The sequence below is a fragment of the Polynucleobacter sp. 71A-WALBACH genome (assembly GCF_018882365.1).
Lineage (GTDB): Bacteria > Pseudomonadota > Gammaproteobacteria > Burkholderiales > Burkholderiaceae > Polynucleobacter.
This window is the reverse complement of record NZ_JACVOP010000001.1, coordinates 142955-167234: the sequence shown is the minus strand read 5'-3', so window position 1 is coordinate 167234 and position 24280 is coordinate 142955. Positions and strand designations below refer to the sequence as shown.

General features: G+C 44.5%; 22 protein-coding genes. 11 read left to right on the top strand and 11 right to left on the bottom strand.

The window, feature by feature from the left end:
- Positions 1–3: 3 nt before the first annotated feature.
- From ICN42_RS00780 to ICN42_RS00770, 3 genes are all read right to left on the bottom strand, one after another.
- A complete protein-coding gene (locus tag ICN42_RS00780) occupies positions 4–1971 on the bottom strand; it encodes a Mu transposase C-terminal domain-containing protein (RefSeq protein ID WP_216249473.1) in 1968 nt (655 codons plus the stop codon).
- Positions 1968–2666 (bottom strand): TnsA endonuclease N-terminal domain-containing protein, encoded by a 699-nt coding sequence (locus ICN42_RS00775; RefSeq protein WP_216249469.1) that lies wholly within the window; start codon positions 2664–2666, stop codon positions 1968–1970. Before ICN42_RS00775 ends, ICN42_RS00780 begins: the two co-directional genes overlap by 4 nt.
- Before the next feature lie 205 nt (positions 2667–2871).
- Positions 2872–3339: a hypothetical protein gene (locus tag ICN42_RS00770; RefSeq protein WP_216249467.1), complete on the bottom strand. Its 468-nt coding sequence runs from the start codon at positions 3337–3339 to the stop codon at positions 2872–2874.
- Between the two features lie 201 nt (positions 3340–3540).
- Between ICN42_RS00770 and ICN42_RS00765 the strand changes: the two genes are divergently transcribed.
- Positions 3541–4284 carry a hypothetical protein gene (locus tag ICN42_RS00765; RefSeq protein WP_216249463.1) on the top strand — a complete coding sequence of 248 codons (744 nt, stop codon included), beginning with the start codon at positions 3541–3543 and terminating at the stop codon, positions 4282–4284.
- Positions 4285–4458: 174 nt separating this feature from the next.
- Here the strand turns inward: ICN42_RS00765 and ICN42_RS00760 are convergent, their stop codons facing one another.
- From ICN42_RS00760 to ICN42_RS00735, 6 genes are all read right to left on the bottom strand, one after another.
- On the bottom strand, positions 4459–6120 hold the full coding sequence (locus ICN42_RS00760) for an L-lactate permease (RefSeq protein ID WP_216230506.1): 1662 nt from the start codon (positions 6118–6120) through the stop codon (positions 4459–4461).
- Between the two features lie 65 nt (positions 6121–6185).
- Positions 6186–7529, bottom strand: a complete 1344-nt coding sequence (gene glcF / locus ICN42_RS00755; RefSeq protein WP_216249459.1) for a glycolate oxidase subunit GlcF — start codon at positions 7527–7529, stop codon at positions 6186–6188.
- 8 nt (positions 7530–7537) lie between these two features.
- Positions 7538–8683, bottom strand: coding sequence for a glycolate oxidase subunit GlcE (glcE, locus tag ICN42_RS00750; RefSeq protein WP_216249457.1), 1146 nt, complete (start codon positions 8681–8683; stop codon positions 7538–7540).
- On the bottom strand, positions 8683–10194 hold the full coding sequence (locus ICN42_RS00745) for an FAD-linked oxidase C-terminal domain-containing protein (RefSeq protein ID WP_216249453.1): 1512 nt from the start codon (positions 10192–10194) through the stop codon (positions 8683–8685). The genes glcE and ICN42_RS00745 overlap by 1 nt, the downstream gene beginning before the upstream one ends.
- A 67-nt stretch (positions 10195–10261) precedes the next feature.
- Entirely contained in the window at positions 10262–11161 is a 900-nt protein-coding gene (locus ICN42_RS00740; protein WP_216249451.1) for a LysR substrate-binding domain-containing protein, read from the bottom strand.
- A gap of 15 nt (positions 11162–11176) precedes the next feature.
- Positions 11177–12085 carry a LysR family transcriptional regulator gene (locus ICN42_RS00735; protein WP_216249449.1) on the bottom strand — a complete coding sequence of 303 codons (909 nt, stop codon included), beginning with the start codon at positions 12083–12085 and terminating at the stop codon, positions 11177–11179.
- 101 nt (positions 12086–12186) lie between these two features.
- On the opposite strand from ICN42_RS00735, the gene gcl reads away from it, so the two are divergent.
- From gcl to ICN42_RS00700, 7 genes are read left to right on the top strand one after another with little or no spacing between them, the layout of a single operon-like run.
- The gene (gene gcl, locus ICN42_RS00730) at positions 12187–13977 is read left to right on the top strand and encodes a glyoxylate carboligase (protein ID WP_216235353.1); all 1791 of its coding nucleotides are present in this window, start codon (positions 12187–12189) and stop codon (positions 13975–13977) included.
- A gap of 9 nt (positions 13978–13986) precedes the next feature.
- The gene (hyi, locus tag ICN42_RS00725; RefSeq protein ID WP_216230499.1) at positions 13987–14775 is read left to right on the top strand and encodes a hydroxypyruvate isomerase; all 789 of its coding nucleotides are present in this window, start codon (positions 13987–13989) and stop codon (positions 14773–14775) included.
- 21 nt (positions 14776–14796) lie between these two features.
- Complete coding sequence (gene glxR, locus ICN42_RS00720; protein ID WP_216230498.1) at positions 14797–15693, top strand: 2-hydroxy-3-oxopropionate reductase; 897 nt, start codon at positions 14797–14799, stop codon at positions 15691–15693.
- 11 nt (positions 15694–15704) lie between these two features.
- On the top strand, positions 15705–17009 hold the full coding sequence (locus ICN42_RS00715) for a glycerate kinase (protein ID WP_216249447.1): 1305 nt from the start codon (positions 15705–15707) through the stop codon (positions 17007–17009).
- Between the two features lie 2 nt (positions 17010–17011).
- Positions 17012–18427 (top strand): pyruvate kinase, encoded by a 1416-nt coding sequence (pyk, locus tag ICN42_RS00710; protein WP_216249445.1) that lies wholly within the window; start codon positions 17012–17014, stop codon positions 18425–18427.
- The gene (eno, locus tag ICN42_RS00705) at positions 18424–19710 is read left to right on the top strand and encodes a phosphopyruvate hydratase (protein WP_216249444.1); all 1287 of its coding nucleotides are present in this window, start codon (positions 18424–18426) and stop codon (positions 19708–19710) included. The genes pyk and eno overlap by 4 nt, the downstream gene beginning before the upstream one ends.
- A gap of 2 nt (positions 19711–19712) precedes the next feature.
- Positions 19713–20174 (top strand): hypothetical protein, encoded by a 462-nt coding sequence (locus ICN42_RS00700; RefSeq protein ID WP_216249443.1) that lies wholly within the window; start codon positions 19713–19715, stop codon positions 20172–20174.
- A gap of 327 nt (positions 20175–20501) precedes the next feature.
- Here ICN42_RS00700 and arsA read toward each other — a convergent pair whose 3' ends face one another.
- On the bottom strand, positions 20502–22262 hold the full coding sequence (gene arsA / locus ICN42_RS00695) for an arsenical pump-driving ATPase (RefSeq protein WP_216252782.1): 1761 nt from the start codon (positions 22260–22262) through the stop codon (positions 20502–20504).
- 19 nt (positions 22263–22281) lie between these two features.
- On the bottom strand, positions 22282–22641 hold the full coding sequence (gene arsD, locus ICN42_RS00690) for an arsenite efflux transporter metallochaperone ArsD (protein ID WP_216249441.1): 360 nt from the start codon (positions 22639–22641) through the stop codon (positions 22282–22284).
- Positions 22642–22753: 112 nt separating this feature from the next.
- Between arsD and ICN42_RS00685 the strand changes: the two genes are divergently transcribed.
- From ICN42_RS00685 to ICN42_RS00675, 3 genes are read left to right on the top strand one after another with little or no spacing between them, the layout of a single operon-like run.
- A complete protein-coding gene (locus ICN42_RS00685) occupies positions 22754–23083 on the top strand; it encodes a helix-turn-helix transcriptional regulator (protein ID WP_216249439.1) in 330 nt (109 codons plus the stop codon).
- Positions 23080–23559, top strand: coding sequence for an arsenate reductase ArsC (locus ICN42_RS00680; RefSeq protein ID WP_216249437.1), 480 nt, complete (start codon positions 23080–23082; stop codon positions 23557–23559). The genes ICN42_RS00685 and ICN42_RS00680 overlap by 4 nt, the downstream gene beginning before the upstream one ends.
- Positions 23556–24215: an MIP/aquaporin family protein gene (locus tag ICN42_RS00675; protein ID WP_216249434.1), complete on the top strand. Its 660-nt coding sequence runs from the start codon at positions 23556–23558 to the stop codon at positions 24213–24215. Before ICN42_RS00680 ends, ICN42_RS00675 begins: the two co-directional genes overlap by 4 nt.
- Positions 24216–24280 lie beyond the last annotated feature (65 nt).

The following is a 24280-nucleotide window of genomic DNA, read 5'->3' as shown; positions in this document are numbered from 1 at the left end:
TTTTTATTCTTCGATAAGCTTGTTATTGGATGTGCCAACAGTCTCGGGCATAAAGTCCCGCCCAATTGTGTTTTGGGTAATTTCCTTTACCTCGACATCGATAAGCCCTCTATCACCGTTCGGATTACCCCCATGAATGTTGCTAGCCCTTGCTTCTTTGCCGCTAATTTTTTCAGGTCTTACCCCATTAGCAACGAGTTGCGTTACGGCATCAGATTGAGTTATGCGTGCATTCCAGTCCTTTTGCTTAATGCCATTATCAAGAAGGTCTTGATTTATTTTTTTACGCTCTAACTTATGTTTGTAAAGGGGCTTGCCTTTGGCCTGGGAATAGTTTTTTTCTGGAACGCTAATCCATTGATTGGTTTTAGGATGCAGTACAAAAACTTCGCCAATATCATTGACGTCTTGGCAAATTCTCAGTTTTTGCTTAGGGCCTATAGAGTGGACTAGTTCGCTTAACTCGCGACTTCTGTAAGTTAGCCCATTGAGCTCAATCCCCCCATGCTTGCAAGCTCTGTCAAAAGGGAGGGAGGTGAGGATTCTTAACTCATCCGATAAGGGTGTGAAGTGAATCTTAGGTAGACTGCCATGCTCTCTAAGGGCTTTCTCCATCTCAATATAAGGGCTGGTATTGGTTCTCTTATTCAGTTTGTGGGGATAAATATCCACTACAAACTGATGAAGGTATTGAACTAAATCATCAAAATACACCCGAGCCTTTTCTAGTTTCTTGGACTGCTTTGACTTAACTTCAGTGGGCTTAGTGGGGCGACCATGATGTGGCAGCGCTCTAGTAAATTGCAGCATTAAATTTTCAACAGAACCTTTTTCCCATGGCGAGCGAACTGCAGAAAATTCGATACTAAAGCCAAGGTTTTTAGCCATCGAGTGCAAAATCTCTGAGTGATGAGATAAGGCGTTATCTAGAACCAGTTTCTCCCAAACGATGGGTGTAGTGAGCCATTCGTGTGAAAGTCCATATTCATCTTTAAGATGCCTCTTGTCTTCTAGTGCCCCGCTAATAGCCCTCACAATTCGCCCAATGGATTCGCCTTCATAGCCAATCCACATGCTAAGGATGTAGCCCGTATAGCGGTCTTTGAGAACCGTAATCGTAGGCCTTGCCATTTGCTTTCCTGTAAGGCGGTCTACTACGTTTAAGTCCAGCACGGTATGGTCAAGCTCAACCGTTTCAAAAGCTCTGGTTGGCCATCTGCCACCTGATGAGTGGCGATGTTTGTACTTTGCCTCTGCCGTTCCAAGGCGAATGCGGTCTCTTTCGTAAGCTGGCACTCTGTAAATCATTCTTTTGACAGCGCTCATGCTCATGCTCTCGTCAATGCCACGTCTTTCAAACTCTAGATTAATTCTGGCGGTACAGGTTTCAATATCATCCGGTTTTTGGATGCCTGTTTTAGGGATGAAATAGTAGTCATCAAGAATTTCTTTGGCAATTTCAAGAATTGCTAGTGGTTTCTTGGAGGCTCGTTTTTGCAATAGGAAGCTCTGGGTGACGTTTTTATAGTTGGCGGGATTTCCGCCGGCTTCTCGCATCCAGCGCATTGCGGTTGATGTGCTGGGCGGTTTGTCATCTACAATTTCTTGAGCAATCTGTCGTATTGCTGCCTCAATTTGTTTGCGCATCCCTTTGGAGATGCCTCTTTGCTCTAATCCTTTGCAGTAGGCATAGACTTGGGCTTCGTAGTGGAGCTGGTATGGAGATTTTTGTACGTGTACATTCTCAACTTGGCCTGGCTTGGTCATTAGCCCGCTGGTGAGTACTTTCATTTCGCCATGGTCAATCTTTTGGCAAATTTCATGCTCTAAAAATTCAACGGGTCGGTTTTCTGCCCGATTAATGAGTGATACGGTACGTTCTTGTGGTCCAGGGGCACTCATGCGTTCGAATGAAAACTCTACGCCGCCATAGCTTGCTGAAAATCCGTTTTGAATTGAATATCCAATCATTTGCATTCTCCTTTCAATGGAAATACAAGACTGTCTAGGGAGTACTCAAAAAAATGATTGAGCTTGAGTTGACGTAAGCCAACGCAGTGAAGAATATGGTCAGTTAATAGGCCAGTAATAGCTTGCAAATCATCCATTCGTATTCCCTGGGGGTAATTGCTCACTGCTTGAATGATTTTTTGACTTTGCTCTACAGGTATTAATAATCTTGCGCAACGATGAATATATGCGGCTCTGAGATGCCTGTCTTTCTTTTCTATTTCCCAGTCCGATATCCACTCATAATGGATTCCTTGAGATTTGTAGTATTCAAAGGCAGCACAAATCTTTGCCCACATTTTTTTCTCATATGCAAATACAGTTGGTTTTACTTCTACATAAGATGGTGGCCCTGACTTATAAATAACCCGAAAATCAGGTGTATATTCCCCGCATTCACCTAAGCTGATGGTCTCGGGCTGACACTCAATGCGAACCACTTCTGGATTGAGTGCAAGAATTAAGGCGCAATCACGCTCTAGTATGGATTCGCAGATGATGAGATCATCTTGCAGCGCTGGAATATTGAGATAGTTAATCCGGCGATGTGGCGCTTTTCTTTTACCTCCAGGTTGCCTTACAGGTTTGTAAGTTGTGCTTACTTGGTTTTTAGTGGAAATTAAATTTCCGTTTGATGTTGCATTAATTGTGTTCATGTATTTCTCCTTCATGACATTTACTTTGCGAATTCTTTGTTTTTTAGGTAAAGAATCCCCCTCGCTCGATAGAGCGTTTTTCATTAAAAAAATTGAGGGAATTTATTTGCTTGTCAAAAAAGAAGCGGGTATACTTTCGCTACGATACGCAGTAACCCGATTTAATCGGACAAGCCGGTTTAACCCTCAAGGTTAACTCGGCTTTTTACATTTTGGGTGCCTCGTTTTCTTCTGAGTTGAATTCGAGGGGCAGGCTTGGACGGCTTTGTCCATGCAACAGCTTTGTTGGTGCTAAATACTGCAATTTTTTCGAAGATGCGTTAATTGTGTAAACGCGAGATAAGAGGCTTATGAGAGCCTTATTGATTAGCTTGCCATATTGTTGAGAAGCTTTTGGATATTGAAACCAGGTTGCACAAGTGTTGAACCGGGTTGTAATGATGCTCGATGCATTCATATTAATTGCTGACTTTCCGAAGAGCCATCCCCTTGAAGGACGACGATTTGCTATGAGAGAGTAGCCATCATAATCCAAGATCGTCGATTTGTCAATACCCCACATGATAATTTTGTAAATGTCAACACTTTTTCTAAATTTTGAACAAATAATTTTAGAGCTTGTTGGCCAGTGGAATGGCCTGCTTAAGGTACGGTATTTTTCTGGTGTGTTCATAAGGCTCTTTAGGCGCATGGGGGGTATTGACTGGCCCCGTGTAAATAGTTGAATGGGTCGTTGGGTACTTGAGGCAGCCCAACTTTAGGCGCGCTATAGCCTATTGAGATGGGCAAACCTGATTAACTGGGTTTCTTATCATTTAGCGAGTATCAAAATTTCGCTCATTTTGGGACGGGGTTCACATAAACTCAAGGAACAATGAATCAGATTCAATCGCCCCTGCCCATGGAATTGGAAGTAAAAAAGTCTAGAGGCGGACAAAGAAAGACATCCCTTGCAATAGCGCGGGCTAAGTTATGGTGCCTGGAGGTAAAAGAGCGCACAGCCCTTCCCTATAAGGCGCTGGACGAGATGTTCTTGGGCAAGGATCCTGGGGAAGTTTTTTTTGAGCCCCCTAAAGCATTTGAAAAAATATGGCGACGTGGAATATATCCTCGGGAAGCTGGCCATAGAAGAGGTATTGAAGAGCTGGTTGAAGTTGTAGAGATGCATCCTGATTTTCAGGGCACCTCGATTGTTTTCAATTCCAGGCTTTGGGACTTATTTGAGCTGAACTCAATTAGTGAAGCAGAGGTACTTAAGCGAATTGACGAGGTGTTTCTTGATCATCAAGTGAAACGACACCCCCTCCCGCAGATTGAAAGCTGGCGTTACGGAAGAAATCCCGAGATAGATGTTCAGCATCCAGTAAGCCCATTGGAGATGCTAGGTTTACAGGCGGCAAATTTAAACAAAATTACTTGGATGTATCTGACAATACTTTTCTATTTTTTTGTTAAAACAACAATAGCAGCCAGATCTGAGCGGGTCCTTAAGCTTCATACAGATGCATTAAGAGATTATTTCGAGGAAAGGCTGGGGGATTTTGGTCAGGAGTGTTTTTTAGTGGCGCTCAAGAGCATTCAAAATGTTCAGGTAATTCGCGTTTTTGAAGCGCCCTAGCCAGCAAGCTCTAGCCCCTTATTTAAGCAATTGCAGCCATTAAAGCTGGGAAATTTTATAGATTTGGCCGTCTCAAATCGGCCAATAAGAGACGCTAGAGAGCAGTTATAAACCTCCTCCGCCAAGTCAAAAAAAAGACCGCACAAGGCGGTCTTGAAAGGGAGCTACAAGTTGTTACTGAATGACCATCAAAGTAAATGGATATACATATGCTTGAAGTGTCACAAAAATACCCACTAAGCAAGCAAGTGCTACTGAGTGGAAGAAGACATAACGCAAGATATCGCCTTCATGATTAAACCAACGGGTTGCTGTTGAGGCGACAACAATAGATTGTGCATCAATCATTTTGCCCATTACACCTCCAGAACTATTAGCGGCACCCATTAGATTGGGGCTTATTCCAATTTGCTCAGCGGCAACTTTTTGCATGCCACCAAATAGAACGTTAGATGCTGTATCAGAGCCTGTAAGAGCTACACCCATCCATCCCATTAAAGTGCCAAAGAATGGATAGAACATACCTGTAGCAGCAAATGCTAAACCGAGAGTGGTATCAAGGCCGGAGTAGCGCGTCAATGTACCAAGACCTAGCATCAACACGATAGTGATTAATGAGTAACGAACGAGCCAGAATGTTCTGAAATAGCTTGTTACTAGGGTAATAGGGTTGTACTTCATAAACAAGCCGCCTAGGATTGCTGAAAATAGAATCCCAGTTCCGGTGGCAGATAGTAGGTTTAATACATAGACTGCAGACTCTTTGGTTGGCTTAGAGACTACAGGGGCAATCTTCTCAACCATCAAATGCAAGCCTTCGATTGGGAATTTAGGTGCAAAGATACTGTTTAAGTAATTCTTAACATCTGGCAAGCCCCAAATAAAGACGAACACAGTCAAAATACACCAAGGCATCCAAGCTCGTATTACATCTGCACGTGGGTGAACGGTTGGGACAGTTGGGGCAATGGATGCGCCTCCATCACTTTCATGCCCCTTGAGGGATGTAGATCTCCAAATCTCTTTTGGTTTCCAAACTTTTAGGAACATGACCAAAGATGCCATTGAAACAATAGCAGCGATAACGTCTACTAATTCTGGCCCGATGTAATTGGATACCAAGAATTGAGCGATTGCGAATGTTGCGCCAGTTACCAGAATAGCCGGCCAAATTTGCATCATACCTTTTCTGCCGGCGAAAGCCCAAATCAACCAGAAGGGAACGATCAGAGAGAAAAGTGGAAGTTGACGCCCAACCATCGCTGAGATTTCCATTAAATCGTAGTCATGCACTTTCGCTAAAGTAATAATTGGGGTACCGAGCGCACCAAAGGCTACCGGTGCAGTATTGGCAATTAAAGAAAGACCAGATGCGGCAAGAGGTGAGAAGCCTAGGCCAATCAAAATAGCAGCTGTTACCGCTACTGGCGTACCAAAACCTGCAGCGCCCTCAAAGAAGGCGCCAAAAGCGAAGGCAATCAAAAGTAATTGCAGGCGTCGATCTTCAGTAATACCAGCGATTGAGTCCTGCAGAATTTTGAATGAACCATTCTGCTCGGTAAGTTGGTGAAGGTAGATGATGTTCAATACAATCCAGCCAATTGGGAGTAAGCCTGTTAGACCCCCCATGAGAGCGGCTTTACCTGCCATCTCTCCAGGCATTCCGTATACAAAGACTGCAACGATAATTGCGCTTAATAAGCCTGCTCCTGCAGCTATATGTGCTTTTAAATGTAAAAATCCTAATCCAACCAACATGACGACAACAGGGATAGCCGCAAGAAGGGTGGAGAGGACCATATTCCCAATTGGGTCATAAATTTGTTGCCAAACCATGATGATCTCCTTAAATAATTTTTTAAAGTAAAACTAGATGTGAATCCTATTCCTCAGAATTGCATTCAGGCTCTAGGGCTAATACCTAAAAACTCATCAAACTTTTCACCTGGTTGGTGAATTGTTTTAACTGACTTTTGTGTTGATACTTTTGATATCAATTGATCAACGATCTCGATCCAATGCAGCACTGGAGTGTCATCTTGCTGTAAATGGGTGATGCAACCAATGTTTCCAGAAACAATCACTTGAGCGCCGGACTCTTCGCAAGCAGCATTGAGATGGGTGAGTTTGTTATGACGCAGCTGCTCTGATAACTCTGGTTGAGTAACAGAGTAAGTTCCTGCTGAGCCACAGCACAGATGGCTATCGGCACACAGGCGTACACCAATACCAATGCTAGATAGCAGACCTTCAACCTTGCCCCGAATTTGTTGGCCATGTTGCAGGGTGCATGGCGGGTGATATACCACGCCAGGTTTGGGGTCTGCTCCGATTAGGGTGATGAGCTCTTCTTGAAGTGCTGGCAAGATTTCTGAAATATCTTTAGTGAGATCAGAGATCTTTTTTGCTTTACTTGCATATTGAGGGTCATTTGCAAATAGATGTCCATAGTCTTTCACCATGACGCCGCAACCAGATGCAGTCATCACGATGGCTTCTACACCTTGCTCGACTTGTGGCCACCAAGCGTCGATATTCTGTTTGGCGTTATCAAGGCCGCCAGCTTGATCGTTTAGGTGGTAACGCAATGCGCCACAGCAAGTGGCATTAGGCGCGCTAATCAATTCAATCTTGAGTGCATCTAAAACACGTGCCGTTGCTGAGTTAATGTTTGGCAGCATACCTGGCTGTACGCAACCCTCGAGCAAGAGCATCTTACGAGAGTGACTTGCTTGTGGCCTAGCGTAGGGATTGGTATTACTGGCTAACGCTTTATTTTTGACTTCTGGAATTTTGCGTTGGATGCCAGCGGGCATGAGTGGGCGAACCAAGCGACCAATTGCCATTGCGGAATTAAATAATTTAGGGCTAGTTAAACCTTCTTTGAGAGCCCAGCGGGTTAGGCGCTGACCAAGGGGGCGCTCAGGGGTGTTTTCTTCTGCCCACTTGCGACCAATATCTACCAGGTTGCCGTATTGCACGCCGCTCGGACAAGTACTCTCACAATTGCGGCAAGTGAGGCAGCGATCTAAATGCATGCGTGTTTTTTCAGTCGGAGCTTGCCCTTCAGCTATTTGCTTAATGAGATAGATGCGACCACGTGGTCCATCGAGTTCATCACCCAGAATTTGATAGGTGGGGCAAGTGGCGGTGCAGAAGCCACAGTGCACACATTTACCAAGAATTCTGGCGGCCTCAATACCCTCAGGGGTATTGGCGAATTGGGGGGCGAGTTGAGTTTGCATATAAAGATTTAAGGAAGGCGTGAAGTAGCAAATACGCCTGCTGGATCAAAGGCGGCTCTTAGGCGTGCTTGTACTGCTTCTAAAGCAGTTGAGTGTGCTTGCTCACTCAGAAGGGTAAAGCGTTGATTACTTGGGTCAACATCATTTCCTTGTTTAAATCGAGTGGCATGTCCGCCGTGACAGTGAGCTAAGGCTTTGAATAATGCAAAAGTTGCATCATCGCCAGGCGCTTTAATCCAGCGCTGCTGACCATGCCATTCCAAAGCAATATCGCCAACGGCATTCTCAATTGCTAGCGGGCCGCATGCGGCTGGTAGAGCTAAGCGATAGAGTGTGTCAACGCTATCTAGGTTTGTGAAAACAGCTAAACGCTGTTCACGTAAATCATTCCAAAATACTTGTGCAATTGTCGAATCCAATTCAACAGCATCAATAGCGGCATTCATTAGGGGGATAGCGGCTTTAACCGCTGCAAGAGCACCAGCCAAGCGAATTGTCAGCTCGCCATCTTGTCTTGGCTTACCAATCCAGCAACTGGCTGATAGTGGCAGCGGTTGCCCAGCCCATTCATTTAAAACCCGTAAGGCTTTTTCTTGAGAGATCTGGCAGCGGAGCGTTGCAGTCGCTGCTGGCTTGGGCAATACTTTGACAGAAGCCTCAAGTAACAGTGACAAGGTTCCCATGGATCCAGGCAGTAAACGTGAAACGTCATATCCAGCGACGTTCTTCATAACCTTGCCGCCAAACGATAAGTCTTGACCTTTGCCATCGAGGATGCGTGCGCCTAGAACAAAGTCACGCAAGTTGCCAGCACTAATGCGGCCAGGCCCAGCTAAGCCTGCGGCAATGGCGCCACCAAAAGTAGTGTTATCACCAAAATGGGGTGGCTCAAAAGCCAGCACTTGATTCTTCTCAGCCAGAGCCGCTTCAATCTCCTTTAAAGGTGTGCCGGCACAAGCCGTAATCACCAGCTCTTCAGGCTGGTACTCCAAGATCCCAGAGTAGGAACGGGTATCTAGCTTGGCAAAAGAATTAGCGTTTCCATACCAGGATTTCGTACCGCCACCTTCAATGGATAACGGGGTTTTGTTTTTGGCTGCCGCCAAAATTTGCTCACGAAATAAATCAATATTCATATTATTGGACTGAGACATTAGAAGCGCTCCAACTCAGGATGCGGCAAGTTGCCACCACTAATGCGCATACGACCATATTCAGCGCAGCGATTTAAAGTCGGAATGGCTTTATCAGGATTAAGGAGTTTTTCTGGGTCAAATGCGGCTTTAACGCCCCAGAAAGATTCACGTTCACCTTCGCCGAATTGAACGCACATGGAATTGATCTTTTCAATACCAACACCATGCTCACCGGTAATCGTGCCATCGAGCTCAACACAGGCTTCTAAAATTTCAGTACCGAATTCTTCAGCGCGATGCCACTCTTCTTGGTCAGCACCATTAAATAAAATGAGTGGATGCATATTGCCATCGCCCGCATGAAATACATTCAAGCAAGCAAGGCCATATTTCTTTTCCATTCCCTGAATGCGTCTTAGTAGAGTGCCGATATTTCTGCGTGGGATCGTGCCGTCCATGCAGTAGTAGTCAGGCGCTAAGCGTCCAGCTGCAGGGAATGCATTCTTACGACCGCTCCAAAACTTCAGGCGCTCAGCTTCATTTTGAGAAATCTGAATACCGCTAGCACCTGCTTGTTCGAGCACTTTAGTCATACGCTCAATTTCTTCCGCTACCTCTTCAGGCGTTCCATCTGACTCGCATAGGAGAATGGTCTCAGCTTCAAGGTCATAGCCTGCATGAACAAATTCTTCAACGGCACGAGTAGTGGCTTTATCCATCATCTCTAGGCCTGCCGGAATAATGCCAGCAGCAATGATGGCGGCAACAGCATCTGCACCTTTTTCAATATCGTCAAAGCTCGCCATGATGACGCGCGCCAATTTTGGCTTAGCAATTAACTTCACTGTAACTTCAGTCACAACCGCAAGCATGCCTTCGCTACCCATCACGATTGCTAATAAATCAAGCCCTGGAGAGTCTGGCGCAAGACTGCCAAATTCCACAATCTCGCCGTTCATCAAAATGCCGCGGACTTTTAATACGTTGTGAAGCGTGAGTCCATATTTAAGGCAGTGCACACCACCAGAGTTTTCATTCACATTGCCGCCAATAGAGCAGGCAATCTGTGATGATGGATCTGGCGCGTAATAAAGGCCAAGATGGGCAACTGCCTCGGAGATGGCTAAATTTCGTACGCCTGGCTGTACCACCGCAGTTCTGGTAAAGGGGTCAACGCTGACGATCTTTTTGAGTTTGGCTAGTGAGAGCACTAAACCCTGAGAAATGGGCATGGCACCGCCAGATAGGCCCGTGCCAGATCCGCGTGGGACGATGGGCACTTGCATTTCAAAGCAAATCTTCAGAATCTTGGCAACCTGCTCCTCAGTCTCTGGAAGGGCAACTGCCAGTGGCATGCGCCGATATGCTGCTAAGCCGTCACATTCGTAGGGAATCGTGTCCTCAGGCTCCCAAAGCAAAGCATGCTCCGGGAGGATGGGGCGCAGGGCCGATACTAATAGTGACTGCTTGCTTAGTAGAGCGGCAGTCACTTCATCTAAGTTGTCAGCAGTGGTTGATGTGGTTTCCATGGGCTCACTTTACGAAGAAAGGAGCCAATCGGTGATGGAAGATTTACATGTAGAAGGTGAATAAAATTCACCATTGCTGCAGAGTTAGCCAATTTACAAAAGATTGAATTTCTGAGAAGTTCTTATTAGGGTTTTTGACAATATAGTAGTTGTGTGGAGAGGTAGATTCAATATCGATCAATTTAATAATTTGACCCGTGCCCATCAAGGATCTAACCATTCTAGGCCGCACCAATCCGACTCCCATGTCAGCAACTACTGCCTCAATCAGCAAGCCAAGATCATTAAATTGTGGACCCACATCGGGCTCTTTCCAATCTAGACCAGCGGCATCAAACCAGGGTTTCCATGGCTCTAGCGGGCTTCTCAGTAAAACCAGGTCTTTGAGATCTTTTGGTTTCTGTACTGGGTTGAAGATTGATGAGCCGCCAATTTTCTGAAAGTAATTTCTGCTGCAGGCGGGTACACAGGGCTCAGCAATCAGGGTAATTACTTCGAATCCAGGATAGTGGCCATCCCCAAATCGAATCTCAATGTCTACTTCTTCTGCATTGACATCCATTAAAGGGATCTGAATGTGAAGCTCTATGTCTATTTCTGGGTGAAGCCTTGTAAATTCACTTAGTTTTGGCAGCAAATGTTGTCTACCGAATGTTGGTGGAGTCGCAATACGAAGCCTGGTCTTCTTAGCCTTGAACTCGGGTCTTGCGAGGGTATTTAGCGACGTGAGTGATTCTTTCACCTCGCGTAAATACCTTGCTCCAGCAGTTGTAAGTCGAAGTTGATTGCCGGTTCGATTGAAAAGCTCGATACCCCACAACTCCTCTAAATTCTTTATTCGATGGGAAATAGCTGATGGAGTGAGGGCCAACTCTTCTGATGCTCTTGCAAAACTACTATGACGGGCTATCGCCTCAAATGCAATTAGCAGATGCAGTGGAGGAATTCGATTGAACTGGTTAGTCATGGGCAATGTATTCCATTAGCCCTTAGGCGGAGGAATTTCAATCGTATATATTTTTTTAAGATGATTGATAAATTCTTTAACCTTAGTTGGCACGATTCTTTGGTGCGGGTATACCGCCATGATGTTGTACCCTGGAATACTAAACTCATCAAGAACTGTGATTAGTTTGCCATTAAGTAACTCATTCTGGACTTCCCAGGTAGATCTCCAAACAAGTCCAAGTCCATCAATTGCCCAATTTTTCAAAATCTCACCATCATTGCAATCAATCGTACCATGGGTTTTTACTTGGAAAGGTACCCCATTCTCTTGAAAGTGCCAGGCATTAGATGAGGTATCTCTGTAATTGAGAACTAAGCATTCGTGATTGAGCAAGTCTTTAGGGTGCTTTGGCATTCCCATCTTCTTAAGATAGCTCGGGCTTGCACATACAACCCGCTTATTGACTGCAAGTTCTGTTGCCACAAGGTTTGGGTCAATGGTGCCCCCGATACGAATAGATAAATCGTAACCCTCCTGAACAAAGCCCAACACTTTGTCAGTGAAGTTAAAGGAGAGCTTAACTTTTGGATGCTGCTTTAAAAATGAAGTTGCATGTGGCGCAATGTGGATTCGTCCAAAAGCTGCAGGTGCTGTGACATTGAGATAGCCGGAGACTTCTCGCGGACCCAATGAGATCCCATCCTCTACTTGATCCCATTCTTTAGTCAGTCTGCGACAGTCTTCTAAAAATGCAATACCTACATCCGTGAACTTAATGGATCTTGTGCTGCGGTGCAATAGCTTAACTCCAAGCCTTCTCTCAAGCGAGTCTAAACGCCTGCTAATGACTGCTGGAGTAACGTTTTCCTGAACCGCTGCTTTTGCAAGACTGCCAAAATCAGCAACCAGAATAAGTGCTTTTGCTTCTCTGAATTTATCCATTCGATACTTTTTTTAAGTATTCAGTTGATTAAAGCATTGTCGATGTTTCCAAAAAGTATACCTATGATTCGAACCTAATAAAACTTTTAATGGAGATCGATATGGCAAAGATGCGGGCAATTGATGCGGCGGTATTGGTAATGGAGAAGGAGGGTGTGAATCAAGCATTCGGTGTTCCGGGGGCCGCAATTAACCCAATGTATTCCGCTTTGAAAAAGCATGGTGGGATAAGTCATATCCTTGCGCGACATGTTGAAGGCGCTTCACATATGGCTGAAGGCTATACCCGTGCGAGAGCGGGCAACATTGGAGTTTGCATTGGTACATCTGGACCGGCTGGTACTGACATGATTACCGGCTTGTACTCTGCGAGTGCTGACTCAATTCCAATTTTATGCATTACAGGGCAGGCCCCTAGAGCACGTTTGTATAAGGAAGACTTCCAGGCGGTTGATATTGAGTCAATCGCTAAGCCTGTTACTAAATGGGCTGTCACAGTACGTGAACCAGGCTTGGTACCTCGTGCATTCCAGCAAGCCTTCCACCTAATGCGCTCAGCAAGACCTGGGCCCGTCTTAATCGATCTTCCAATTGATGTGCAGTTGGCAGAGATTGAATTTGATATCGATACTTATGAACCATTGCCGGTTTACAAGCCACATGCATCGCGTAAACAGATCGAAAAAGCAATCGATATGTTAATGAGTGCTGAGAAGCCCTTGATTGTCGCTGGCGGTGGAATTATCAATGCGGATGCATCGGATTTATTGGTTGAGTTTGCAGAAATTACGGGAATACCGGTAATTCCAACCCTTATGGGCTGGGGAACTATTCCTGATGACCATCCCTTGATGGCGGGAATGTGCGGCTTGCAAACAAGCCATCGCTATGGAAATGCTTCGATGCTCGCCAGTGATTTTGTAATCGGTATCGGTAACCGCTGGGCAAATCGTCATACAGGCTCAGTTGAAACATACACTAAAGGTCGTCGTTTTGTGCACATTGATATTGAGCCCACTCAAATTGGTCGTGTATTTACGCCAGATTTAGGCATCGCTTCTGATGCTGGCTCTGCATTGAAACTTTTAGTTGAAGTCGCCAAAGAGAGAAAGGCAAAAGGCCAGCTAAAAGATTTTAACGAGTGGGCGGAACGTTGCGCGGATCGTAAGAAGATGATGTTACGTAAGAGTCACTTTGACAACATCCCAGTAAAACCGCAAAGAGTTTACGAGGAGATGAATAAGGCATTCCCACGGGATACGATTTTTGTATCGACAATTGGGCTATCTCAAATTGCAGGTGCCCAGTTCTTGCATGTATATGGTCCAAGAAATTGGATCAACTGCGGACAGGCAGGCCCACTTGGTTGGACAATACCGGCGGCCTTAGGCGTTGTTGCCTCTGATCCAACGAGAACCGTAGTAGGTCTCTCAGGTGATTATGACTTCCAGTTTTTAATTGAGGAGTTAGCAGTTGGTGCGCAATTTAATCTGCCCTATGTACATGTATTGGTTAATAACAGTTATCTAGGTTTGATTCGTCAGGCACAACGCGGCTTTGATATGGACTATTGTGTTCAGTTAGCTTTTGAAAATCAAAATGTAGAAGATCCAAACCTAAAAGGGTATGGAGTGGATCATCAAGCGGTAATTGAGGGCTTGGGATGTAAGACATTGCGCGTAACTGATCCAGGAGAGATTCAGGATGCTTTAGTGCAGGCCCAAAAGATGGCACGTGAGTTTAGTGTCCCAGTAGTTGTCGAGGTAATTTTAGAAAAAGTAACCAATATCGCTATGGGTACTGAAATTGACAACATCATGGAATTTGAAGAGATTGATTGTAAGCACCCAGAAGGTATTAAGGGGCTTGAGCTTGCTGGCTTGCTTGATTAAGGAGATGACATGATTAAGTTATCAGCCAATTTATCGATGCTCTTTACTGAAGACTCATTTCTGCGCCGCTTTAAACGCGCAGCAGATAATGGATTTGCAGCGGTTGAATTTCTTTTTCCCTATGAATACAAGGTGGAAGAGATACAAGAAAAGCTAAAACAATTCCACTTAAAAATTGTTTTACATAACCTTCCGGCGGGAAATTGGGAATCTGGTGAACGAGGGATAGCCTGTATTCCTAGCCGCGTTGATGAATTTAAGAAGGGTGTAGATCTTGCAATTGAGTACGCGAATGCTCTAGGCGTTAATCAATTGAACTGTCTGTCGGGAATTAAGCCAGAAAATGTCAGCGATGAGGATGCGGAAAATACACTCATTAGCAATCTACAGTACGCTGCTGAAAAACTAAAGGGTGCAAATATTAAGTTGCTGATTGAGCCTATCAATAACTATGATATTCCTGGCTTTATTTTGAATTCAACTAAAAAAGCCATTGGAATCATGGATGCAGTGGGTAGTGACAATATCTACCTGCAATATGACATTTACCATGCGCAGCGCATGGAAGGTGAACTATTGGGCAATATCTCAAAGTATTTTGATCGGATCGCCCATATTCAAATAGCCGATAACCCGGGTCGAAATGAGCCTGGAACTGGTGAGATTAACTACAAAAATATATTTAAGTCGCTAAACAGGCTTAACTATCAAGGTTGGGTAGGTTGCGAATATAAGCCGGCCAAAGATACGGTTTTGGGGCTCGTATGGGTTGATACACATGGTTTAAATCATCAGTAGCAAAAATATAAGGGATAAAACATGAAAGAGAAAATTGGATTTATTGGTTTAGGCATTATGGGTACGCCCATGGCTTTTAACTTGTTAAAGGGTGGCTACGAAGTTAATGTCTTTGATTTTAAGGCTCCATCTAAAGATCTTTTAGATGCTGGTGCTGTGGTTTGCAATAGCTCAGAAGATGTGGCAATAAAATCAAACATCATCATTACGATGGTTCCCGATACGCCACATGTAGAAGCCGTTCTATTTGGTGAAAATGGTATTGCTGATGGTCTGAAATCAGGCGCCAAAGGAAAAATCATTGTGGATATGAGCTCTATATCACCGATGGCAACAAAGGAATTCGCTAAAAAGATTAATGACATTGGAGCCACCTATCTCGATGCGCCAGTTTCTGGCGGTGAAGTGGGTGCAAAAGCTGCAAGCTTGACTATCATGGTTGGTGGTTCGCAAGCAGATTTTGATCGCGCCAAACCATTATTTGAGTTAATGGGCAAGAATATTACCTTAGTTGGCGGCAATGGTGATGGCCAAACAACCAAAGTGGCAAATCAAATTATCGTAGCTTTAAATATTCAGGCTGTATCAGAGGCTTTATTGTTTGCATCTAAAGCTGGCGCAAACCCAGCTAAGGTGAGGGAGGCTCTTATGGGTGGATTTGCCTCATCAAGGATTCTCGAAGTTCATGGTGAGCGAATTGTTAAAAGAACATTTGAGCCAGGATTTAGGATTGAGCTTCACCAAAAAGATCTAAATTTGGCTCTACAGGGCGCAAAACAGCTCAATATTTCGTTGCCAAATACTGCAACTACTCAGGAGCTAATGAATGCTTGTGCAGCCAATGGCTTAAGCAAAATGGATCATTCAGCCCTATGCAGAGCCATTGAGATTATGTCAAATCATCAGATTGCAAATTAAGTAAGCGCAATATGAACTCAAGCTCAGCACAGAATTTATTAAAAGAACTCTTTGCTGTTGCAGTCAAGGCAGCAAGTCCAGATTTTTTAAAATTCACGGACTTGTTTCCTGATCCACCTAAAGGCAAAGTGATTGTGGTGGGTGCTGGCAAAGCATCCGCATCTATGGCCAAGTCCTTTGAGCAGGCAGCTAAAGCTCTATGGCCGGAGAGTGAGTACGAAAAAATCTCTGGACTAGTAATTACGCGTTATCAGCATGGGCTAGGTTGCGACAAAATCGAGGTGGTTGAAGCATCTCATCCAGTTCCCGATGAGGCCGGTGAGCAAGCAGCTCATCAGATAATCCAAAGAGTTAGCGGCTTATCCGCGGATGATTTAGTCGTTTGCTTGATTTCTGGTGGAGGGTCAGCTTTATTGACTGTGCCAGCCGATGGAATTAGTCTGGATGAAAAAAAAGATGTCAATAAGCAATTGCTGTCTTGCGGAGCATCTATTTCAGAAATTAATTGCGTAAGGAAGCATCTCTCAAAAATTAAGGGTGGACGTTTTGCACAATTTTCCTCCCCGGCCAGGGTAGTAACTTTTGTCATCTCTGATGTACCGGGTGATGATCCTAGTGTGATTGCCAGCGGGCCTACTTTGCCAGATGAGACTACTTGCAGAGATGCGTTGGAAATTATTAAAAAGTACAACATTCAATTGCCGATGCGGATATTAAATAGCCTTGCTAATGGTGAACTAGAAACCCCGAAAAAAACAAATCCTATCTTTAGCAACGTTGCAAAACCTGTGGTGATGGGTACTGCAAAACAATCATTGGATGCGGCGAAAGAGTTTGCAGAGAAGCAGGGAATTAACGCTGTCGTGTTATCTGACTGTATAGAAGGCGAGGCTAGAGAAGTTGGCGGGGTGCTGGGTTCAATTGCCTTGGGCTTAGCTAATATAAAGTCCGAGGCCTTTACCAAGCCTTTACTCCTATTAAGCGGTGGAGAAACTACCGTAACAGTTAAAGGCAGTGGAAGGGGTGGTCGCAATGCCGAGTTTTTGCTGGGTCTTACAGAATCATTGCATGGAGATAAAAGAATTTTCGCCCTTGCGGCTGACACTGATGGAATTGATGGCTCAGAAGATAACGCGGGTGCAATTACAACGCCAGAGACTATTCAGTTAGCTGCTGAAAAGGGTCTTTCTATTAAGGGCTATATGGCGCGCAATGATGCCTATACCTATTTTCAACAAGTAGATGCCTTAATTAGAACTGGGCCAACCAGAACTAATGTAAATGATTTTCGGGCAATTTTAATTTTAGAAAGCTAATCATGCGTAAAGCAAAAATAGTAGCGACTTTAGGTCCTTCGAGTAGTAGCGCCAAAGAAATAGAAATTTTAGTAAAAGCTGGAGTAGATGTATTTCGCTTGAACTTTAGCCACGGAACACATGACGACCATAAATTGCGATATCAAACTATTCGGAAGGTTGAGGATAAGGTAAAGAAACCTTTAGCAATTTTAGCTGATCTACAAGGGCCAAAATTGAGGGTGGGAACATTTACCCAGGGATCGGTTGTTCTCAAGCAGGGCCAATCATTTACTTTGGATAGTAAAAATAAACCTGGTAACAGCCAGAGAGTGTATCTTCCTCATCCTGAATTATTCAAGGTGGTTGCAAAAGGACAAAATCTGTTGATTGATGACGGCAAGGTGCGTTTAAAAGTAATCGGCTCTACCAAAACAGAGATCAAGACAGAGGTAGTGGTGGGAGGGGCGATTTCAAATAGAAAAGGGGTTAATGTTCCCGACGCGATCCTACCTATTAAGGCTTTAACGGCTAAAGACAAAATTGACTTGGAATTTGCTCTGTCATTAGGCGTCGATTGGATTGCCCTATCGTTTGTGCAGCGGGCCGAAGATATTCATGAAGCTCGTCATCTGGTTAAGGGTAAGGCCTGGATCATGTCTAAATTAGAGAAGCCAGCAGCATTGAAAAGTCTAGATGCAATTATTCAGGCCTCTGATGGTGTGATGGTTGCCCGAGGCGACCTTGGAGTTGAGTTACCGCCGGAAAAGGTGCCCCAAGCACAGAAAAATATCATCGCGCTTTCAAAAAAATACGGCAGACCCGTAGTTGTAGCTACGCAAATGTTGGAGTCCATGATTAACACTCCTGTCCCAACGCGCGCCGAAGCATCAGATGTAGCGCATGCAATCTATGACGGAGCAGATGCAGTGATGCTTTCCGCAGAATCAGCTAGTGGGAAGTATCCAGTTGAAGCAGTGACTATGATGGATAAGATTGTCAGTGAAGTAGAGCAGGATCCTGGCTACTCCAAAACAAATGCATCAGACGCGCAGCAATTGGGCGCTAAAGTATTAAATGAAGCTGATGCAATTTGTGGCGCCTTAAGAGATGTGGCTCAAGCGATTAATGCTGCAGCTATTGTTACCTACACCAGTGGCGGCTATACAAGTCTGAGAGCTGCGAGACAGCGCCCCGATACAAATATATTGAGTATTACTCCAAATATCAGCACAGCTAGACGTCTTTGCATGGTTTGGGGGGTGCGTTCAGTCATTGGTGCTGAATCAAAAAACATTGAAGAAATGGAAAGATTGGCAATTGATACCTGCTTAGATATGGGGTTTAAGGCTAAGAAAAAGATTGCAATTAGCGCGGGAATTCCATTTGGAAAACCGGGATCAACAAACCTTCTGAAAATTGCAGAGCTAAAACGATGAGCGCCATTGTTGACATCATCGGTAGAGAAGTTTTAGATTCACGCGGCAACCCAACAGTTGAGTGCGATGTATTGCTAGAGTCTGGCGTTATGGGGCGTGCTGCAGTGCCTTCAGGGGCTTCCACGGGTTCACGTGAGGCCATTGAGCTTCGCGATGGCGATAAAGCGCGCTACTTAGGTAAGGGCGTTCTCAAGGCGGTTCAAAATATCAACATCGAGATTGCTGAATCGATTTTAGGTCTTGATGCTAGCGAACAAGCTTTCCTTGATCACACCTTAATTGAATTAGATGGAACTCATAACAAGGCTCGATTAGGCGCTAACGCAACTTTAGCTGTCTCTATGGCTGTGGCGCGTGCTGCTGCAGAAGAGGCTGGCTTGCCTTTGTATCGCTATTTTGGCGGATCTGGCGGCATGCAATTGCCAGTGCCAATGATGAACATCGTCAATGGTGGCGCGCACGCCAATAACAGCTTGGATATTCAAGAATTTATGGTGATGCCAGTCGGCGCACAAAGCTTCCGTGAAGCCTTGCGTTGTGGCGCGGAAATTTTCCATGAGTTGAAGAAAATTTTAGGCGCACAAGGTATGCCAACTACTGTTGGGGATGAGGGTGGTTTTGCCCCGAACTTCAAGAGCAATCAAGAGTGCTTGCAGACCATCATGAAGGCTATTGAAGGCGCTGGCTATCAAGCGGGTGAAGATGTCTTATTGGCTTTGGATTGCGCTGCCAGTGAGTTCTATAAAGATGGCAAGTACCACTTGTCAGGTGAAGGGTTGCAGTTAACTTCCAGTGAATTCTCAGATTACCTTGGCAATTTAGCCGATCAGTTCCCAATCGTATCGATTGAAGATGGCATGCATGAGAGTGATTGGGATGGATGGGCAGACATTACTCAAAAATTGGGTAAGAAAATCCAATTAGTCGGAGATGATCTCTTCGTTACCAATACTCGTATTCTCAAGGAAGGGATTGAGAAGGGTATTGCTAATTCGATTCTGATTAAGATTAATCAAATTGGCACCTTGACTGAGACCTTTGCGGCGATTGAGATGGCTAAGCGAGCCAATTACACAGCAGTAATCTCTCATCGCTCTGGTGAAACAGAAGACAGCACGATTGCCGATATTGCAGTGGGTACGAATGCTGGACAAATTAAGACTGGCTCTTTATCACGCTCTGATCGTATTGCCAAATACAACCAACTGTTGCGTATCGAAGAAGATTTGGGTGATGTAGCTACTTATCCAGGTAAGTCTGTTTTCTACAACTTAGAGAGTTGACCATGTTACAAGCTTATATGATGAGAAATAAAAGGTCATCCCGTACATTTCCAATACTGGATTTGTTATATAAGTCTTGTGAGTTAGACTCAGAGGCTATTGTTCATTATTGGTCTCAGCAGTTATTAAATGCAAATGAAATTTTGCAACTACATCAAGAGCTGATTCAGAATTCATTCGAGCGACTTTCATATTTAGCAAACGAGCATCAATTGGATTCTTATTACAAAGATTTAGTAGTTATGCTTAGCAAGAATTTGTTTGTACCTATTCAAAAAAGAATTGCAGATCCCGTTAATAGTCAAAAGGTGCTCTCAGAATTTATTTTGATAGCGCATGAATGCTTTCTAGATACAGCGATAAATTATTTTATGGCATCCTCTGACGCCGTCCTTAAGCCGATTTATGACCAGTATCATGAGAAAGTTCATAATCTACGAAATTTATCTACAACTGAAATCTAAACAGGCCGTTAGTCAGATCAGATGCTTGATATTGAACATTATTTTTCAATCCACAATCGATCCTGGGATTGCTTGGGAGAAATATCTGCCCAAGAAAAGCAATCTCGTATTGACTTGGCAATCTGTTATAGGCTTTCAGCCAAAATGCAGTGGGATGATGCATACCCAGTAGTTGATTCAGATCGTCCAAAGAGATAATCTGCTAAAAGCCCCCCAACTTTTTCATTGGTACTAATTGGTTTCACACTAATGACGGCTATGGGTCGAGATGCGACCGTTAGTTGCAATTGACTTCATAGTCTCAAATCGGCCAATATGAGCCTGTGGTTACTTCTGGTGTCTGGATAGCCCCAGCAATTTTTCAACGCCAATGGGCTCATCTTTAAGAAGGGGTAACACTGCATATCTAGTGGCGTAGGTGTTGGCTACTAGATCAATTTCAACCAATTCGTTTTGTGCCCGCTTTCTAAGAAGTGGTGAATGGGGGTTTGATGCTGCCACACTATTGTTGATTACCCAAGCCCACGGCTCGATTCCCGCTCTTCTTAAGTCTGCCTGTAGGTTGGCAGCTTCCAGTACTGGGGTCGTTTCGGCTAATGTGACCAAGAGTACTTTGGTTTGTTTTGGATCTTGTAGCTGCATCATTGGCGTTGTGTAATGCGTATTGGTTTTACCCATTTGGCGCTCAATATCACGATGGTATGAGCCGGTAGCATCTAGCAATAGCAATGTATGCCCAGTTGGAGCAGTATCCATAACAACAAACTTCTTGCCAGCCTCACGAATAATTCTAGAAAAGGCTTGGAATACTGCGATCTCCTCTGTGCAAGGGGAGCGCAAATCTTCTTCTAATAATCTGCGCCCAGCGTCATCAAGTTCTTTACCTTTGGTGTCCATGACGTGTTGTTTGTATCGATCAATCTCGGCATGAGGATCTATGCGACTAACTGTTAAGTTATCCATGGCGCCATTTAAGGTTTCATTGATGTGCGCTGCTGGGTCCGAAGTGGTGAGATGAACAGCCAGGCCGCGATGGGCAAGCTCTACGGCAACTGCTGCAGCAATCGTAGTTTTACCAACCCCACCTTTACCCATGGTCATTACTAAGCCGTGACCATCTTTGGCAATTTCATCTACCAAGGTGGATAAGTTAGGGGCATTAAGGGTAATTGCTTTAAATTCAGAAGGGTCAGGCTCAATAATCTGATCTTTAAGTAATAGATGCAATGCATCTAAGCCAACCAGGTTGAACGGCTTTAATTCAATGATGTCGGTAGGTAAGGTCTTAAGGACCTCCGGAATGGAGGCAAGAACTTTTTGCTCTCTCTCATATATGGCTTTTGCTAACTCATCTTGAGATGCTTCACTCTTTGGTAGAACACCATTGATAACTAGGTGTTGTTTAGATAAGCCAATGCCAGCTAATTCATCATGGGTACGGGCAGCTTCACGCAAGGTAGATGCTTGGGCTCTAGCCACCAATATCAAGCGTGTACGCTCAGGATTTGCTAGCGCATCAACTGCTTCTTTGTATTGGGTGCGCTGCTTTTCTAGTCCAGCTAAAGGACCTAAGCACGAGGCGTCTCCTTTACCTTCCTCTAAAAATCCACTCCAAGCCCCTGGCAGTTGCAATAGTCGAATGGTGTGACCTGTAGGGGCTGTATCAAAAATGACATGATCATATTGAGCAGTTAATACGCTGTTGGTCAACAGTGCAGTGAACTCATCAAAGGCCGCAATTTCAGTAGTACATGCGCCCGAAAGCTGCTCTTCAATGCCTTTAACCACCGTATCAGGTAGCTTACCTCTTACGGGGCCAACAATGCGATCCCGATAGAGTTGGGCGGCAGCTTGTGGGTCAATCTCTAGGGCCGATAAATTCGGTACAGCGGGTATAGCAGTGATGTTATTGCCAATTTTTATGCCAAATACTTGGCCAACGTTCGATGCAGGGTCGGTACTCACTAGCAAGATTTGTTTGCCTGATTCAGCTAATTCAATCGCTGTGGCGCAGGCAATAGAAGTCTTCCCAACACCACCCTTACCAGTAAAGAATAAAAAGCGAGGAGGGGAGTTGAGAAATTGCATCATTATAAAAAATCCTTAATTAACAGCACTTACTTCCAGCGCAGCAGCTTGAGGCAGGCTTTGCTTCTGCAGTTTGAATAATGCCTGCCCAACGAGTTAATTCAGTACGATTGGGATAACGACCAGCTAGAGCCATTTCACCATCGACCAGTATTAATGGCAGGGCTTCTGCGCCAGAGCGTTCTAAAAATGAACTCACTGTTTTGTTGTCAGCAAATGCCATTGGTTCAGATGAAAGATTAAATCGCTCAATCTTGGCGCCATTTTGTTTTGCCCATTCCACATCAGCAGAAAAGGTGACTAATGCTTGGTCTACATCGACGCCGCATACACCTGAGCTGCAGCACATTGCTGGGTCAAATACTTGAATTGTCTTCATAAGAACTCCTTGTTAACGTGGCTAGTCTATGCCTTTATTGTGGCAAAAAGGTTTAGCCAATCATTTGATCCATGTCATAAAACTGTCATATTATTTCCATTATCATCGAAATATGAAAAATACAGAAGCCGTACAAGCATTTATCGCCTTAGGACAGGAATCACGCCTTAACGTGTTTCGATTGATTGTTCAAAAAGGGGATAAGGGTTTAACGCCGTCTCAGATCCATGAGATGCTGGGTATACCCAATGCCACGCTGAGTTTTCATTTAAAAGAGCTCTATCAAGCCAATTTAATTTCGGTAGAGCGTCAAAGTCGCAACCTAATCTATCGCCCTAATGCCAATTTAGTTCAAGAGTTAAGCCAGTTTTTGCTGGATAACTGTTGTGGCGGTCAATCCTGTTTACCTATTAAATCTTCCAAAAAGGTTAAAGCACCATGAAGCAATACAACATCCTGTTCTTGTGTACTCATAACTCTGCTCGCTCTATCTTGGGTGAAGCACTAGCATCTACACATCCAAGTGGTAAGTTTGTTGGTTTTTCTGCTGGCTCTACTCCAGGCACATCTGTTAACCCAATTGCTAGAGAGCTAGCGTTGGAGATGGGTTTGGACCCAGCGAAATTAAAGTCTAAAAGCTGGGATGTATTTGGAGAGGCTGGTGCTCCTAAGATGGATTTCATCATCACTGTTTGTGACAATGCGGCTGGCGAAGTTTGCCCAATATGGCCAGGAAACCCAGCAACAGCACATTGGGGCTTTCCTGACCCATCGCAGGTAGAGGGTACAGACCTGGAGAAGAAAGCGGCTTTTGTAAATGTAATGAACGGCCTCAAGAAGCGTATTGATATTCTTGCTGCCATGCCTTTGGACAAATTAGATTCAATGAGCTTGAAAGAAATCCACACAAAAGCATGAGAAGTTATGTAAGTGAATTTGTAGGTACAGCTTTATTGTTGGCAATTGTGACGGGCTCAGGAATGATGGGCGAGTCATTGGCAAGTGGCAATAACGCTGTAGCTCTACTCGGTAATAGCATTGCTACTGGGGCAGGATTGTATGTATTAATTACCCTACTTGGACCTATTTCAGGGGCGCACTTTAATCCAGTGGTTAGTGCTATGTTTTGGAAGCTCGGGCACATTAGTAAGAACAAGCTCTTTGGTTACTGGCTTGTTCAATTTTGTGGCGCTATTGCTGGAATTTGGCTTACCCACACTATGTTCGGATCACCCATTCTTCAAGAGTCAGTTAAGGTGCGAACGGGTACAGGAATTTGGGTTAGTGAATTAATTTCTACCCTGGTTCTGCTCTCTGTGATTCACTTGGGGGATAAAGTGGCTAAAGATAAAGTTCCCATGCTGGTTGCGCTAACAGTGACTGCTGGCTACTGGTTTACCTCTTCCACCTTCTTTAGTAATCCTGCTGTGGCAGTTGCTAGGGGCTTTACAAATACTTTTGTAGGGATTTCACCAAAGGATATTGGCCCATTTCTGATAGCTGAAATTGCCGCTGTAGTAATTTTTATGGCGCTGTTCTGTCGTTCGGCAAAAAAACCAAATTTTGGAATGTAGGGTTATTGTTTGGTGGATTAGCCATGAGGTCGGGTCAGACCTCAAGGGCTCCTTTGGGTCGATAT